We start from the raw sequence: 14410 nt of genomic DNA, 5'->3' as shown, positions 1-14410 counted from the left end.
AATGTATGGCTGGGAGCTACCACGTCGTCTGCCATGAGTGTGCGTTCGAGGGACTGTACGAAGACTCGTCGGTTGCGGAGGGCCAGCGGGACGCACACGCTTCATCCAGCGGCCATCGGATGAGCCTGCGTGACATCTCGAGCCAGGAAGCACCTGGTCTGTCGCAGTAGCGGGACCGTTAGCGTTTTGCGCTCGCTTGCCTGATGCCGAGACATGCAGCCACGTTGTTTCGTCGGTATTCCTGGGGGTGGTCCCATCGTAACGCACCGTTCGAGCGGACGCGACGGGGTGTGTGCCGATGGCTGACGACGAGTCCGGCTACGTCCACCGTCCCGACACGGAGCCACAGTCCGCAGACGCCCCATCTGCGGACAGTGAGACGGGTATGGAAGCCACCGACGGTCCCGAGTTCGGGACGAGCGGCTGGATTCTGGTCGGGATGATCGGCGTGGCGTTCCTGCTCGTCCCCGGCGCAATCTTGCTCTTGCCGTCCGCACAGGGCGTTATCAGCAGTTTCGGGCTCACGCTCCGGGACGCATATCTCACACTCCCGCTCGTTCCGGCGTTCGTACTTGGTGCCCTCGCCGTGTGGTCCGCGGTTCGTTCGCAGTCGAAGTGACCGAGAATAGTTATATCAGGGACGCCATTACTACGCTACTGAATGGTCCTGTCGCCGCTTACTGTCGTTTTATTGTCTGGTGTCGTCGGTATGGGCGTCGCCTTTCTGGTGTGGCTCCACCGGGACCGGCCGGGTGCGGGACCGCTGGCAGTGTTCGTCGTTGCGGCGAGCCTCTGGGCCGTGACGTACGGTATCGAGCTCGCTGTGCCGGGGCTGTCTACCATGGAGCGACTCGTCCAGGTACAGTTGACGCTCTCAGTAATCATCCCTGTCGCGTGGCTCGTGACGATTATCGAGTACACGGGACACCCACACTGGCTCACGCAGCGCCGAACAGCGCTGTTGCTCGTCGAACCCGCGGTGTTCGTCACACTTGTCTGGTCGAATCACGCTCACAGACTCATCTGGTCCGGTCATGGGACACAATCCGTCTCCGCATCGTCGGTAGCGCTCGCTCCCGCGTACGAAGTCCTGTACTGGGGGCACATGTCCTACATACTACTGTTGATCCTCGCCGGCGGTGTCCTCCTGTTGCGGATGCTGTTCCGGTCGAACCAGGTGTTTCAGGGCCAGGGGATCGCACTGTTGCTCGCCATCGCCGTCCCGACGGTCGTCCAGTCGCTGTTCGTGCTCGGTGCGCTACCGACTCCGTTCAACCCGACGAGTCTCGGGTACGTCGCCTCGGGGGCGGTCCTCTCAGTCGCCATCCTCCGCGGGCAACTGCTCGACGTGGCACCGGTGACCCGGGAACTGGGCCGGGAAGCGATCTTCACCGAAATGGACGATATGGTTATCATCGTCGACGACGAGCGCCGCATCGTTGATATCAACGCGACAGCCACGGTGCTGTTCGACGGCGACCAGAACACGCAGCTGGGCCGTTCGCTACCGCATACAGTACCGGCACTCGCCGAGACGGTCCCCGGCCCCGGTGAGCGAACGCAGACCGAGACGACCCTCGAACACGAGGGCAGCGTCCGGTACTACGACGTGCGCGTGATACCGCTGTACCGCGCGTACGGCGTTGTCTCGGGCCACCTCATCAGCCTCCGAGATATCACGGAGCGGCGACAACGGGAACAGCGACTGGACGTACTCAACCGCTTGCTCCGTCACGATATCCGGAACGAGATGAACGTCGTCAAAGGGAACGCGGACCTGCTCCGGGACACGGCCGACGCCGACGAACGCGAGCGACTCGACCGTATTATCAGCACAGTCGACGACATCGTCGACCGCAGTAACAAGATCGGCCGAGTCACCGAGGCCCTGGAGACCGAACAGCACAGCCCGACAGCGCTTCAGACGCTGCTGGAATCGGTCGTGAGCGATGCTCGGGATCGCCGCCCCGACGTGGCGATCACGCTCACCTGCGAGGATGATCTCTGGATACAGGGCGGTCCGTCGATCCTCATCGCACTAGAGGAACTGGTCGAGAACGCCGTCGAACATCAGGCGACCGATGGGGGTCCTGTCGAAGTCGAGATTACGGCGACGCGGACCGACGGAACGCCGGGCGTCCGTGTGGCCGTTCACGACAACGGTCCCGGTATCACCGACCACGAGCGCGAGGTCATCCGCTCGGGAACCGAAACGCCGCTCAAACACGGCTCCGGCGTCGGACTCTGGCTCGTCAACTGGATCGTCCGAAACCTCGGCGGCCGGATGTCGTTCCCCGATACGGCCGAGCCGGGAACGACTGTGGAACTGCAACTGCCGGCGGCTGAGCCCGCCCACGCGACAGACGAGCCAGCGACGGCCCGAAGCGAGAACGCTGACTGATCGCGGCTGTCTACCACTCGATTTCGGCCCTATCGCGCCAGAACCGCCCGCTCGGTGCCTCTGGTCGGAAGCGAGCGAGCCACACGGGCGTCTCGGCCCCCTCCTCGGGCGTCCGTGGAGCGCTCCCCTCGGTCATGTCCGTCTGGACGTAGCCCGGACAGACCGAGTTGGCGATGAGGCCGTCGGCCGCGTACTCGCCGTCGAGGTACTTCGTCAGCCCGTTGACGCCGGTCTTCGAGATGCGGTAGGCCGGCGTGCCGCCCGACTGGCTCTCGGTGATGGCTCCCAGCCCGGAGGACATGGTGACGACGCGGCCGCCACCGTCAGCCAGCAACAGCGGGAGCGCGTACTTCGTCATGAGGACCGCCCCCCGGAGGTTCGTCTCGAGGGTGTGGTCGATTACGTCGGTCGGCATCTCGTCCAGCGGTTCCCGTGAGTCCATCACGCCGGCGTTGTTGACCAGCACGTCGAGCCATCCCTGCTCACGCTCGATGCGGTCGACCGCGGCGACCATCCCGTCGTCGTCGGTCACGTCGAGTTCGATGGCATGGCGGTCCGTAGCCGCGATGTCGCCGGTATCGCGAGCGCCGGCGTACACTGTCGCGTCGAGGTCGACCAGTCCGTCGGTGATTGCCTTCCCGATGCCCCGCGTGGCTCCGGTGACGAGTACGACCTGGCCGTCGAGAGAGTCGTACAGCGGAACGTCCATACCCGGGGTTGGGTGGCCGGGCCGAAAAGGAAACGGGTCGGGGCGGCGTCACTGCGATGCCTGCCGCCCGCGCTGATGCTGACCGTCGGCGTTACCGTTCCTCGTCCCGGCGCATCGCGATCTCGAACCAGGGACAGAGGCGGAGCTGGCGGTAGTACTCGGGGTGTTCACGCAGTCGCTCGTAGGGAACCCACATGAGGCCGTCGACCTCCTCGGGGTTCGGTTCCAGCGAGGTGTCGTGGAGCGTGGCCTGCAGGACCGCACAGACTTCCCATTCGAGGCCAGCGTTCTCGTAGTAGCGCTTGTACTCGAACCGGTCGGTCACGCGGAGGTTCTGGTACTGCGAGGGGTCGATGCCCAGTTCCTCTTCGAGTCGCTCCTCGGTGGCTTCGACCTGTGTCTGGCCCTCGACTGGGTGGGAGGCGACGGTGCCGTCCCAGTGGGTGTCCCAGAGGCGTTTGTTCGCCGCGCGCTGGGCGAGCAGAATCCGGTCGTTCTCGTCGAACAGCAGGGCAGTGAACGCGCGGTGGCGAACCCCCTCGCCGGTGTGGGCGTCGAGCCGATTGACCAGCCCCTCCTCGTTGTCGTCGGCGTCCACCGCGATGACCTCCTGTCGGGCGTTTTCGTGCGTCTCGTCGACCGCGTCGGAACTCATATGTCGTACCTCTCACAGAGGCGCGTATTACGCGCTTCGACTTCCCCTCACCGCGCGGGGAGGTCCGAGACGAACTGTTTCAGGATCTGCTCCTCCGCGCGGTGGAGGGTTTCACTGCAGGTCGACTTCGCGATACCGACGCGGTCCGCCAGTTCCGTTAGCGAGCACTCCCGCGGCGTGTCGTAATAGCCCGCGTCGATGGCCTCCTGTACCAGTTCCAGTTGGCTCTCGGTGAGCACCTGCTCGGTTTCGAGGTGTTGCTGGATGCGGTCGACGCTGAAGGAGATACCGAACTCCTCCAGTTGCTCGCCGAGTTCGGAGAGCCGCTCCTGTGGCGCCGATATCTCCCAGACGGCCTCGCCGTTAGACAGGGTGAACGGCATCTCAAGCGGGACGCCCGAGCCCTGGACCGGGAAGAGCAGGAGCGGCATCGATGTCTCGAACTGAATCAGCGCGCTGTCGTCCCGGTGTGAAAGTATCTCAAGGGTCGTGACCGACTCCCGGTTCTCGATATCACGGAGAACCGCTGGGAGGTCGTCTGATGTGATCTCCGCTAGCCCGACACCGGAGTCCTCGCCGGGGAGCGCAGACAGGATGCGAAACGTCGCGTCGTCGTACGCTCGCGAGATGTCGCCGATCCAGATCTCATCCGGAATCGTGAGCGTGAGTTCAGCGTGTGGCATTGGTGTATCCGAATATATTCGCCCGACCCCCGCGTCCGTAATCCCGAACATGTTCGTACAGTTGCGATAGGAATAAGAAACTTGGGGAGTGGTGTCACACACTATCAACACGAGATCAGGTCGCGCAAAACCAGAACGCCGAACATCTCCGGGTATGGCGAACGCTTATTCCGCCGGCCGCTGGCCGTCTGGTATGGAGCGCGTCTCGCTGACTCGGACGGTCCCAGCCGACCCAGAGACAGTCACCGACCTGATAACTGACGTGGAGCCGTTTATGCTTGCGGCAGGGTTCGACGAGGTGACACTCGACGGGGACAACCTCGGCATCACGAATCGCGTCGGACTCTTCGAAATCGAACTGGACCTCGAAATCGTCGAAACTGACGCAGTGTTGCGGTACGAGCAGCGGCAGGGCATCTTCGAGTCGATGATGACAGAATACACGGTCGAGGCCGTCGACGGCGGGACCGAAGTCACGGCGACGACGGAGTACAGCGCGCTCGACCTCCCGGTGCTCGGCGAGATGATCGATTCGACCGTTATCTCGCGACAGCGCAAGAAGGAACTGAACAAGCAGTTCGACTGGCTGGTCGAACAGGTCTCGTAGTACTACGTGTGATAAAGCCGCTCAGACGAATTATTCTCTGCAATCCGTTGTGTATAACAACCCGAACATCTTCGGGAGAGGACCGAGGGATACCCACGGATTACCAGTACATATGAGCCATTCCCACGAGGACGTGCCTCCGGTTACAACCGAGGTTCACGACAACTCTTGGTCGGCGAACCTGGAGACGCCCGCACACGCCGAAGACCCCGACGTGGTCGTCGAACAGGCCATCGACGCCGTCGAGATGACGACGGCTGGGAACCACGTCAATCTGGTGAGCCACGCCGACCACGGCCATCCGGAAACCTACCTGTTCGACGCGCTGGCGGAGGCGTTCGGCGAGACCATCTCAGTGGAGTACGTCCAGCAGTGTGGCTGTGGGGGCCACGTCACCCGCGTCCACCGGGAGGCATAGATGCGCGGGAAACTCGATCTCGACCAGCAGCCGCTCGTGCTGATCTGGGAGGTGACCCAGGCCTGCGAACTGGCGTGCAAGCACTGCCGTGCTGATGCCCAGCCCCGCCGCCATCCCGACGAGCTATCGACGGCGGAGGGGAAGGCGCTGCTGGACCAGGCCCGCGACTTCGGCGACGGCCAGCTGGTCGTCCTCTCGGGCGGGGACCCGCTTGCCCGCGAGGACCTCCCGGAACTCGTCGACTACGGCACCGAGCAGGGCCTCCGGATGACGCTGACGCCCAGCGGGACGAACTCGATCACGCAGGACCGACTGGCCGAACTCGACGACGCCGGACTCCGGCGGCTGGCCCTGTCCATCGACGGCGGCGACAGCGAATCACACGATACCTTCCGGGGCGAATCCGGGAGCTTCGAGGCGACGATGGCGGCGGCCGAGGCGGCCCGTGACCTCGATATCCCGCTGCAGATAAACACCACCGTCTGCGCGGAGACGGTCGAACAGCTACCGGTGATCCGGGACCTCGTCGCGGACCTCGATGCGGTGCTGTGGTCGGTGTTCTTCCTCGTTCCGGTCGGCCGCGGGCGGGTGCTGACGCCGATTGATCCCGAGCGAGCGGAGCGCGTGCTGTCGTGGCTCCACGAGGTCAGCGAGGAGGCATCGTTCGGCCTCAAGACGACCGAAGCGCCCCATTACCGGCGCGTCGCGATCCAGAACCAGGACGAGGGCGCGGGCGGGCTCAAACGCCGGATGGGTATACGCGCCGGCAAAGGGTTCGCCTTCGTGAGCCACACCGGCGAGGTGTTCCCCTCCGGGTTCCTGCCGAAATCGGCAGGTAGTGTTCGCGAGGAGAGCGTCGTGGACATCTACCGGGAGTCGCCGCTGTTCCAGCAACTGCGGGACGACGACGCGCTGACAGGCAAATGCGGGGCCTGTCGATACAGAACGGTCTGTGGCGGCAGCCGGTCGCGGGCGTACGCGACGACGGGGGACCCGCTGGCGGCGGACCCCCTCTGTGACTATCAGCCGGATGGGTTCGAGGGGTCGGTTCCCGACCAGCACCCGGCAGATTGAGGGGGTTTTTCACTCCGTGGGAACGCGCCTCGCCCGTTTTGTAATGTGGTGTCACAGTAACTCATATGAGCGACTCCGGCATTAGAGTGGAGCTGTCGGTCGACACCCCTGGGGCCTGTCCGGTGGCGAGCGTCTCGGACGAGGCGGGCGCGGCCGTGACCGACGTCGCCCGAAGCAGCCCAGATGCAGACGGCCAAGTAATCGAAGAGTTCACCGCGACGGGCACTGACGAAGGGGCAATCGAGGCCCGGGAGGACATGGACAAAGTGTTCGCGACGGGCAACGGCTCCCGCTACCAGTTCTCCCGGTCGCGAACTGAGTGCGTCTGCGAGGCGGTCGAAACATACGACTGTCCGGTCGCTGATATCCGTGCCGAGGGCGGACAGCTCCACCTGACCTTCCACGCTCCCGATGTCGACCGGGTGCGCGCTATCGTGACACGGCTGAAGGAACTGTACGACGGCGTCTCGCTCCGGTCGATGCGTCGGAACGGCGACGTTGACCCGGTGGACTCGATCCTCGTCGACCGAAGTAAACTCACCGACCGGCAACAGGAGGTACTCGAAACCGCCGTCGAGATGGGCTACTTCGAGTATCCGAAAGGGGCCAACGCCGGTGACGTGGCGTCGGAACTGGACATCTCCGTCTCGACGTTCGCTGAACACCTCGCCGCCGCCCAGACGAAGCTGCTCGACAGCATCATCGCGGAGTAGGCCCACAGCGCGTCGCTACTACTGCCATCGGCGAGCGAACGCCGCTAACAGGAGATACGTATAGAGAAGTGCACCGAGAGCTCCAGCCGCTGTGCCGACCGATATTATCCAGCCGAACCGACCGATAAGACCGAGTAGCTGAACGCCGAGCCCACCACCGAGCAGTCCAATCGTCACCAGCGCCGTCCGGTCGTTCGCGTAGGGCCAGACGCCGACCGCCGGCGGGTAGAACTGGAACGCCGCCCCGACCACGGTGAGTCCGAGAAAGCCCGCCAGCATCGCCCGATAGTGTGCGCTCACCAGCGCCGGGCTCCGCCCGGTTACGGCGAGAGTCAGCCCGAACCCGATACCGACGACACCGGCCACAACTGCCACCAGCACCGCGTAGAACCCGACGCGGCGGCGCTCCGACCGCAGGAAGAGAACGATATACGACAGCGCAAAGCCCACGACCGCGGTCGCCTCCACGACGCCACCGATGAGGAGGAGTCTACGGTCGAACAGACCGAAGCCCAGCAGCGCGGGACCGACAGCGCCGGCAACGATGACAACCGTAACGACCGGTCGCGGCGCTTCAGCGACCAGAAACCGGGGAAATAGACGGAAGCCGACACCGAAGACGAACAACGCTGCCGTCCCCGCAGCGAGCAAGTGCGACAGTTGCTGGGGGAGCGTCGATCCGAAGCCGACAGCGGTCGTGAGCGTGCCACCTGCGGCAAGTGCGAGGTAGCCGAGCGCTATTGGGACGGCGACGTTGGCGGTTCGGTCGACCGGCTTCCGATGGGCGTTCGCGCCGCCGGTCCCCGTCGCCGCGCCGGTGACGTTGCCGCGAATCGTCCACCCCAGCGTGCTGAGAAAGACAGCGACGCCGCCTGCCCAGAGCATGGTTCCGACGGGCTGGAGCCACGGTGGACCGAGCGGCGCGAGCGCTAGCCCTGTTGTGCCGAGGACCGACAGCGGGAACTGCACGGCCGGCCCCCGATCCCACGCGAGGTCCCGGTCGAAGTACGACGGTACGAGCGCGTAGGCCTTCCCGAACAGGACGTGCAGGACGAACCCGTAGAGGCCGAGCGTGACGACGACGCGGCGGGGCGCGGCGACCGCCATTGCGGCGTGGAAGCCGACGAAAAACAGCGCGCTGGCGGTGACGAACCACCGCGAGACGCGCTCGGGACGCATCTCACTCCGGTCGGATCGTGACGTGCCACTCCTCGTCGGCGACCTGTTCCGTGTCGTACTGGTATCCTTTTCTCGTGAGGACGTCGTACAGCGGCACCGGCTCGAAACTGTTCACCAACCGGAGCGCCTCGCTCTCGCCCACGGAGTCGAGGGCGTTCATGATCTGTTCGAACGGTTCTCCGTCGACGTCCCGAACGTCGAGTTCCTGTACCGACTCCTGGTGATCTGTGCTCATACGTTCGACGACGGTCCCCGCCAGTCAGGCGCTTGTCCCGAACGTATTCGGCTCCATGGCGGGACAGTACCCCGTGGTACGAGCCCGAACGGATCGCCAATACCACTGTGGTGCTCCCGGTATCGCGCTACCGCAGCGTGGTGTAGCTCAGTCCGGCAATCGCGACGAACTGCAGCGAGCGCAGGACCAGCACGGCCTGCTGGACGTGTGGGTCGCCGGCGTAGAAGCTCTGCATCGAGAAGAAGAAGTAGACGGCGATGGCGTTCTCGGCGAGCATCGCGACGGCGAAAGCGATGAGGCCGGCGACGAGCCCCGTCCGGAACGTCGCGTAGTTACGGACCCAGACGCCAAGCAGCGGGAGCAACAGCAGGACGTTGAGCCCCGCGAGCGCCGCCGCGGCGGTGATGAGCGGTCCCATCGCCATCAGCGACACCTCTCTATATCTGTCCCCGTCATTCGTCCATCTTCTCCACGATCTCTTCGAAGGTGTCGCGGTAGTTGTCGAACCGATCCGTTAGGAAGTAGAGTTTGGCGTACTCCTCGTCGCCGGATTCGACCACGTCGTGGTCCTCTAGCTGTTCCATGTGGTGCCTGACCGTCTTGTAGCCCACGTCGAGTTCGTCGGCGAGTTCGTTGGCGTTCATCGGTCGGTCCGAGAGAGCGTCGATGATGCGCGCCCGGTTGGCGCCGCCGCGCGTCGCCGTCAGCAGATACCAGAGCGCTTTCTCCATCCCACTGTCCTCCCGGGAACTGTGTCTGCCCGTCCTATAGTCCTGTCTCTCCCCGTCGAACAGCGCGCTGGACTCGGATGCATGTGCCACGATGGGATACGAGGGTCAAGACAGGCGGCAAATAAAGCGTTTCTTCGCACTCTCTTCCGAGACTGTTCCAATTTCGGGAGAACTGTCCGGCGCGGTTCCGGCTTCCCCGTGAGCGCTCAGCGAACCGCCGCCGTCGCGTCGGCCATGATGTCGATGGCCTCCTTTAGCGTCGCCATGTCCGTCGCGTAGGAGATTCGGGCGTAGCCCGCGCCGTGCTCGCCGAAGGCGTCGCCGGGGACGACGACGACCCCGCGGTCGATGACCTCGTCCACCCAGCCCTCGGGGACCTTCGGCATCGCGTAGAACGCGCCCTTGGGCGTCGGACAGTCGAGCCCCATCTCGTCGAGACCGTCCAGCAGCACGTCCCGGCGCTCCTGGAAAGCCTCGCGCATCTCCGACACCTGGTCCTGTGGGCCGGACAGTGCCGCTTCGGCGGCGTACTGGGCCGGGGCCGACGCACAGGCCTGGGCGTACTGGTGGACCCGCAGCATCCGCTCGATACGGTCGGTCGCGCCGGTGACCCAGCCCAGCCGCCAGCCGGTCATCGAGTACGCCTTCGAGCAGGCGTTGACGACGACGACGTTGCCCGTGTCGGTGAACTCCGCCGGCGAGCGGTGCTCGCCCTCGAACACCTGGTGTTCGTACACCTCGTCGGAGATACACAGCACGTCGTGCTCGTCGGCGATGCGGGCGAATTCCCGCATATCCTCGGGGGACTGGACCGCTCCGGTTGGATTCGCGGGCGAGTTCACGACGAACGCCGCCGTGTTGTCGGTGATGGCCTCCTCGACCGTTTCGGGGGCCATCGTGAGGTCCTCACGCAGCGGGACCGGCCGCGGCGTCCCGCCCGCGAGGTGGGTCAGCGCGTCGTAGGAGACGAACCCCGGGTCCGGGAAGATGACCTCCTGACCCTCATCGACGTGGGCTTCCAGTGCGATGTGCAGCGCCTCGCTCCCGCCCGACGTGGCGATGATGTCTCCGGGGTCGACATCGAGGTCGTTGTCCCGTTTGTGCTTGGCGGCGATTGCTTCCCGGAGTTCCTCGGTTCCCTTGTTCGACGTGTAGGCGTCGACTTCCCCTGCCTGAATGGCCTCGACAGCCGCCTGGCGGGCGTGCTCCGGCGTCGGGAAGTCCGGCTGGCCGAGGCCGAGGTTGATGGCGTCCTCGCCCGCCGCCTCGAACACTTCGCGGATGCCAGAGATCGATACCTGCTCTACCCGTCGGGAGAATCCAGTCATATTCTGTTTGGGGGCGGCCGGCCCGATAATTCTTCCTTGTGCTTCGGTAGCATTAGCGGCGTCCGTCTGTTCTGTTGCTATTGCCGACCGGTATAAACTACTATAACGTTCATAACTATTCCTTTATATATCAGAAAACAAAATAAACACGTATTTATAAAGTAGCATATATAATTTTGTTTATTAGACACCGGGTTGCATGAGGAATTATATATTAATTTTATAACCCACCCATATTTATTGGGAGTCGGATGTCCCGACATACCCTGCCGAAACCGTCCAGAAGATCAGTTATCAAGGCACTCGGCTCCGCTGTAACCGTCGCAGCTTTTGGTGGAGAAGTCAGCGCATCACAGGAAGCTGACACAGAAGAATATCTGATTGGTGTATCAAATGATAGGAACGCTTCAGATGTTCATGACAAAATAAAAGAACGGTCTGACCTCGAACAGCTCGATATCATCGACGTGAACGAGTCACTTTCGTATCTTCGCTCAGCAGTCCCGCAGAAATTCAAGGGCGAAATCCTTCCGACAGTCGAAGGAATTGACGGGGTCAAATATACGGAATTCAACCACGTTCGCGAGCCGATCGCCACGGTTCCGAACGATCCGAAGTTCGACAGCCAGTACGCGCCACAGCTGGTCAATGCCCCGAAAGCATGGGACATTACGTTCGGAAGCGAAGACGTCACCATCGCCGTCATAGACACCGGTACAGATTACACCCATCCCGACCTCGACGGGCAGTTCGGGAGCCAGAAAGGACGTGACTTCGTCGACAACGACGACGATCCCGCCCCACAATCCGCTCAGCACGGGACACACGTCTCCGGTATCGCTGCCGGCGAAACGAACGACGAAACCGGTATTGCGGGCGTCAGTAACTCTCGGCTCCTGAGTTGCCGTGCACTCGGCCCGAACGGGGGCCGAACCGCCGATATCGCTAACGCCGTCCAGTGGGCGACTGAGCAGGGGGCGGACATTATCAATATGTCTCTCGGTGGCGGCGGCTACAACCAGACAATGAAAAACGCGGTCTCAAACGCGTGGGATCAGGGTGTTCTCCTCATCTGTGCAGCCGGGAATCATAAGGACAGTGATCCACCAAGCCAGCAGGACGTGTCGTACCCAGCGGCCTACGAAGAATGCGTCGCCGTTGGTGCCGTCGATAGCAACAAGAGTCCGACCGAGTTCTCGAACTACGGCGAGAAGGTCGACATTGCGGCACCGGGCAATGACATACTCTCATCCGTTCCGGGGGGAGACTACGCGCAGTTCCCCGGGACGTCGATGGCGAGTCCTGCTGTCGCCGGCGTCGCTGCGCTCGGGCTCGACAGACATGATTGGTCCGTCAGCCAGGCCCGACAGAACCTTCTCGACACCGCCCAGCCACTGGACGCAGACGGCCAGTTCGTCGGTTTCGGCCTCGCGGATGCATACAACTTCGTAACCGCCGGTGGCGGAACCGAAAACGAACCGCCGATCGTGACACTCAAGGACGATTCGCGAACTGTTTCCGTCAACGAGGAGGTTATATTCAACGCCAGCGGTTCCCGTGACCCTGATGGTTCGATAACGAACTATCGCTGGGAGTTCGGCGACGGATCTGACCCCGTCGAGGGAGCGGACGCAACAGAGGTCAGCCACACGTACGCCAATACTGGCGAATACACCGTTACTGTCACTGCGACTGACAACGACGGTGCCGAGGCAACCACGTCAGTCAGCGTCTCCGTCACCGATGAATCGAAAGACCGTCTCACCGAAGAGTTGTCCGGGTCACTCGATGGGATGCTTGACTACGACAAGCAGACGTATTCCCTCAAGACGGAGTCGCCCATGCAGCTGATCCTCAGCCTCGATGGCCCATCTGACGCCGACTTCGACCTCTATGTCTCCTTCGACGGTCGCACGCCCACCCCGAACGACTACGACCGCGCGTCCTATACGCAGGACAGTAGCGAACAGATAATCATCGACGACTTCTCACAGGTCAGCGAGATCGGCATACTCGTGTATGTCTACAGCGGAAGCGGAGACTACACGCTTACACTGGAGGAAATCGGAAAAACAGGCTCGTAATTTAATTGCCGTTCTCTCGTTTCGACTGAGTGCGTAGCGCCCCTCTCGCTCTTCCACTTTCAGTTCAGCGGGATTTCACGCTGCTTTGACATCGCAATTGCGCCACCGCTACCGACGCTCACTCGCCTCGCCGCTGGCGGGGTCTATCGAATCACGGACATCGTAATCGCGCCGCCACCGCCGACGCTCACTCGCCTCGCCGCCGGCGGGACCTACCGGACGACAGACATCGCAATCGCGCCGCCACCGCCGACGCTCATCCCCACGATGCCGCGGTGATGGTCTTCCCGCTCCATCGCGTACAGCAGCGTCGTGGTGAGGATGCCGCCGCTGGCCCCGATGGGGTGACCCAGTGCCACCGCGCCCCCCAGCGGGTTGTGCTTCTCGGCGGGGATGTCGAGTTCGTCAGCGACGTACACCATCTGGGCGGCGAAGGCCTCGTTGAGTTCGAAGTGGTCCACGTCGGCGACGGCGAGGTCGTTGCGCTCCAGCAGCTTTGCGACGACGTCCCGTACCGCGATGGAGAATTCTGCCGGGTCGCGGTAGGAAACGGCGTAGTCCTCGACATGAGCCATCGGCCCCAGCCCCTCGCGCTCGACCGTCTCGGCGTCGGCCAGCACCACCGCTCCCGCGCCGTCGGAGAGCTTCGAGGCGTTGCCGGCGGTGATCGTGCCGCCGTCCTCGAAGGCCGGCGGGAGCGCCGCCAGCTGGTCCACTGTCGTGTCCGGCCGCGGTCCCTCGTCCTCCGTTACGAGGCCGTTCGTCGTTTCGACGGGTACCAACTCATCCGCGAACTTCCCCGACTGGATGGCCTCACCGGCCCGGTGGTTGCTCCGTCGAGCGTACTCGTCCTGTGCCTCGCGGCTGATGTCGTGCTCGGCGGCGATTTCCTCCGTCAGCGTGCCCATGTGCGCGTCGTAGTGCTTGTCCCACAGCGAGTCCCAGATCATCGCGTCGACGAGTTCGCTGTTCCCGTGCCGGCGGCCGCCGCGCATGTCCGGCACGAGATACGGCGCGTTCGACATCGACTCCATGCCGCCGGCGAGACACACCGACGCCCGACCGGCCTCGATGCGGTCGGCGGCGGTCATGATCGCCCGCAGTCCCGACCCCGAGGCCTCGTTCAGCGTCGTCGCGGCGACATCGTCAGGTAGCGGTGACTCGACGACGACCTGTCTGGCCGGGACCTGGCCGACGCCCGCCTGCACCGCGTTTCCGAGGCCGACCCAGTCGACGCTGTCTTCGTCGACGCCGGTTCGGTCGAGCAGTCCCTCGACGGCTGCAGTACCGAGCTCTGTCGCGCTTCGCTCTGCGAGCCCTCCCAGCAGTTCACCGTGTGCGGTGCGTGCGCCGTCTACCAGAACCACATCCGTCATACGGCATACATGAACCTGAGCCTACAATACTGTTCGCCCGACGATGGACGGCGTCTTACAGCGGGAGCAAGGCGAAAGCCCACCCCTTCAGGGGAGTGGATGAAGCCGACAACCCGGCAGCTTCGCCTGTAGCCTCACTCAGCCGGAGTTTTATAACCGGTGACACTGTATGTATGACCACACCGAGGCGGATCAGCCGCCCAGATAAACGGATAAT

Annotated in this window: 17 protein-coding genes; 8 read left to right on the top strand and 9 right to left on the bottom strand. The window is 63.5% G+C overall.

All coding sequences use genetic code 11. The annotated features are described in order from the left end of the window. Positions 1-5: 5 nt before the first annotated feature. From C442_RS22160 to C442_RS11465, 3 genes are all read left to right on the top strand, one after another. Positions 6-170 (top strand): hypothetical protein, encoded by a 165-nt coding sequence (locus tag C442_RS22160; RefSeq protein WP_023843142.1) that lies wholly within the window; start codon positions 6-8, stop codon positions 168-170. 128 nt (positions 171-298) lie between these two features. Further along, positions 299-619: a hypothetical protein gene (locus C442_RS11470; RefSeq protein WP_008310596.1), complete on the top strand. Its 321-nt coding sequence runs from the start codon at positions 299-301 to the stop codon at positions 617-619. Between the two features lie 42 nt (positions 620-661). Further along, positions 662-2401 (top strand): histidine kinase N-terminal 7TM domain-containing protein, encoded by a 1740-nt coding sequence (locus tag C442_RS11465; protein ID WP_049942954.1) that lies wholly within the window; start codon positions 662-664, stop codon positions 2399-2401. A gap of 10 nt (positions 2402-2411) precedes the next feature. Here C442_RS11465 and C442_RS11460 read toward each other — a convergent pair whose 3' ends face one another. From C442_RS11460 to C442_RS11450, 3 genes are all read right to left on the bottom strand, one after another. Continuing rightward, positions 2412-3110 (bottom strand): SDR family NAD(P)-dependent oxidoreductase, encoded by a 699-nt coding sequence (locus C442_RS11460; protein WP_008310593.1) that lies wholly within the window; start codon positions 3108-3110, stop codon positions 2412-2414. Positions 3111-3201: 91 nt separating this feature from the next. Then, on the bottom strand, positions 3202-3765 hold the full coding sequence (locus tag C442_RS11455) for an NUDIX hydrolase (RefSeq protein ID WP_008310591.1): 564 nt from the start codon (positions 3763-3765) through the stop codon (positions 3202-3204). Positions 3766-3812: 47 nt separating this feature from the next. Beyond that, positions 3813-4448 carry a helix-turn-helix domain-containing protein gene (locus C442_RS11450; protein ID WP_008310589.1) on the bottom strand — a complete coding sequence of 212 codons (636 nt, stop codon included), beginning with the start codon at positions 4446-4448 and terminating at the stop codon, positions 3813-3815. A gap of 193 nt (positions 4449-4641) precedes the next feature. Between C442_RS11450 and C442_RS11445 the strand changes: the two genes are divergently transcribed. The 4 genes from C442_RS11445 to C442_RS11430 all read left to right on the top strand — a co-directional run bounded on the left by C442_RS11445 (position 4642) and on the right by C442_RS11430 (position 7260). Next, the gene (locus C442_RS11445; protein ID WP_008310587.1) at positions 4642-5055 is read left to right on the top strand and encodes an SRPBCC family protein; all 414 of its coding nucleotides are present in this window, start codon (positions 4642-4644) and stop codon (positions 5053-5055) included. A 112-nt stretch (positions 5056-5167) separates the two neighbouring features. Beyond that, positions 5168-5473, top strand: coding sequence for a CGCGG family putative rSAM-modified RiPP protein (locus tag C442_RS11440; RefSeq protein ID WP_008310586.1), 306 nt, complete (start codon positions 5168-5170; stop codon positions 5471-5473). After that, positions 5474-6547: a radical SAM/SPASM domain-containing protein gene (locus tag C442_RS11435; RefSeq protein WP_008310584.1), complete on the top strand. Its 1074-nt coding sequence runs from the start codon at positions 5474-5476 to the stop codon at positions 6545-6547. A gap of 65 nt (positions 6548-6612) precedes the next feature. Further along, a complete protein-coding gene (locus C442_RS11430; RefSeq protein ID WP_008310582.1) occupies positions 6613-7260 on the top strand; it encodes a helix-turn-helix domain-containing protein in 648 nt (215 codons plus the stop codon). A gap of 18 nt (positions 7261-7278) precedes the next feature. Here the strand turns inward: C442_RS11430 and C442_RS11425 are convergent, their stop codons facing one another. The 5 genes from C442_RS11425 to C442_RS11405 all read right to left on the bottom strand — a co-directional run bounded on the left by C442_RS11425 (position 7279) and on the right by C442_RS11405 (position 10733). Next, positions 7279-8439, bottom strand: coding sequence for a hypothetical protein (locus C442_RS11425; RefSeq protein ID WP_008310580.1), 1161 nt, complete (start codon positions 8437-8439; stop codon positions 7279-7281). A 1-nt stretch (position 8440) separates the two neighbouring features. Next, positions 8441-8674 carry a DUF2249 domain-containing protein gene (locus C442_RS11420; RefSeq protein ID WP_008310578.1) on the bottom strand — a complete coding sequence of 78 codons (234 nt, stop codon included), beginning with the start codon at positions 8672-8674 and terminating at the stop codon, positions 8441-8443. A 127-nt stretch (positions 8675-8801) separates the two neighbouring features. Beyond that, the gene (locus C442_RS11415) at positions 8802-9098 is read right to left on the bottom strand and encodes a hypothetical protein (RefSeq protein ID WP_008310576.1); all 297 of its coding nucleotides are present in this window, start codon (positions 9096-9098) and stop codon (positions 8802-8804) included. A 28-nt stretch (positions 9099-9126) separates the two neighbouring features. After that, positions 9127-9405 (bottom strand): ArsR/SmtB family transcription factor, encoded by a 279-nt coding sequence (locus C442_RS11410; RefSeq protein WP_008310575.1) that lies wholly within the window; start codon positions 9403-9405, stop codon positions 9127-9129. A gap of 206 nt (positions 9406-9611) precedes the next feature. Continuing rightward, positions 9612-10733, bottom strand: coding sequence for a pyridoxal phosphate-dependent aminotransferase (locus tag C442_RS11405; protein WP_008310574.1), 1122 nt, complete (start codon positions 10731-10733; stop codon positions 9612-9614). 467 nt (positions 10734-11200) lie between these two features. Here C442_RS11405 and C442_RS11400 point away from each other — a divergent pair, with 467 nt between their 5' ends. Next, positions 11201-12817, top strand: coding sequence for a S8 family serine peptidase (locus tag C442_RS11400; RefSeq protein ID WP_008310573.1), 1617 nt, complete (start codon positions 11201-11203; stop codon positions 12815-12817). Positions 12818-13029: 212 nt separating this feature from the next. Here C442_RS11400 and C442_RS11395 read toward each other — a convergent pair whose 3' ends face one another. Continuing rightward, positions 13030-14193, bottom strand: coding sequence for a thiolase family protein (locus tag C442_RS11395; protein WP_049942951.1), 1164 nt, complete (start codon positions 14191-14193; stop codon positions 13030-13032). Between the last annotated feature and the right edge of the window lie 217 nt (positions 14194-14410).

Origin of the sequence: Haloarcula amylolytica JCM 13557 (assembly GCF_000336615.1) — an archaeon.
In the GTDB taxonomy this organism is placed as follows: domain Archaea; phylum Halobacteriota; class Halobacteria; order Halobacteriales; family Haloarculaceae; genus Haloarcula; species Haloarcula amylolytica.
Note: the sequence above shows the minus strand (reverse complement) of the source record. Positions and strands in the feature narration are given on the sequence as shown.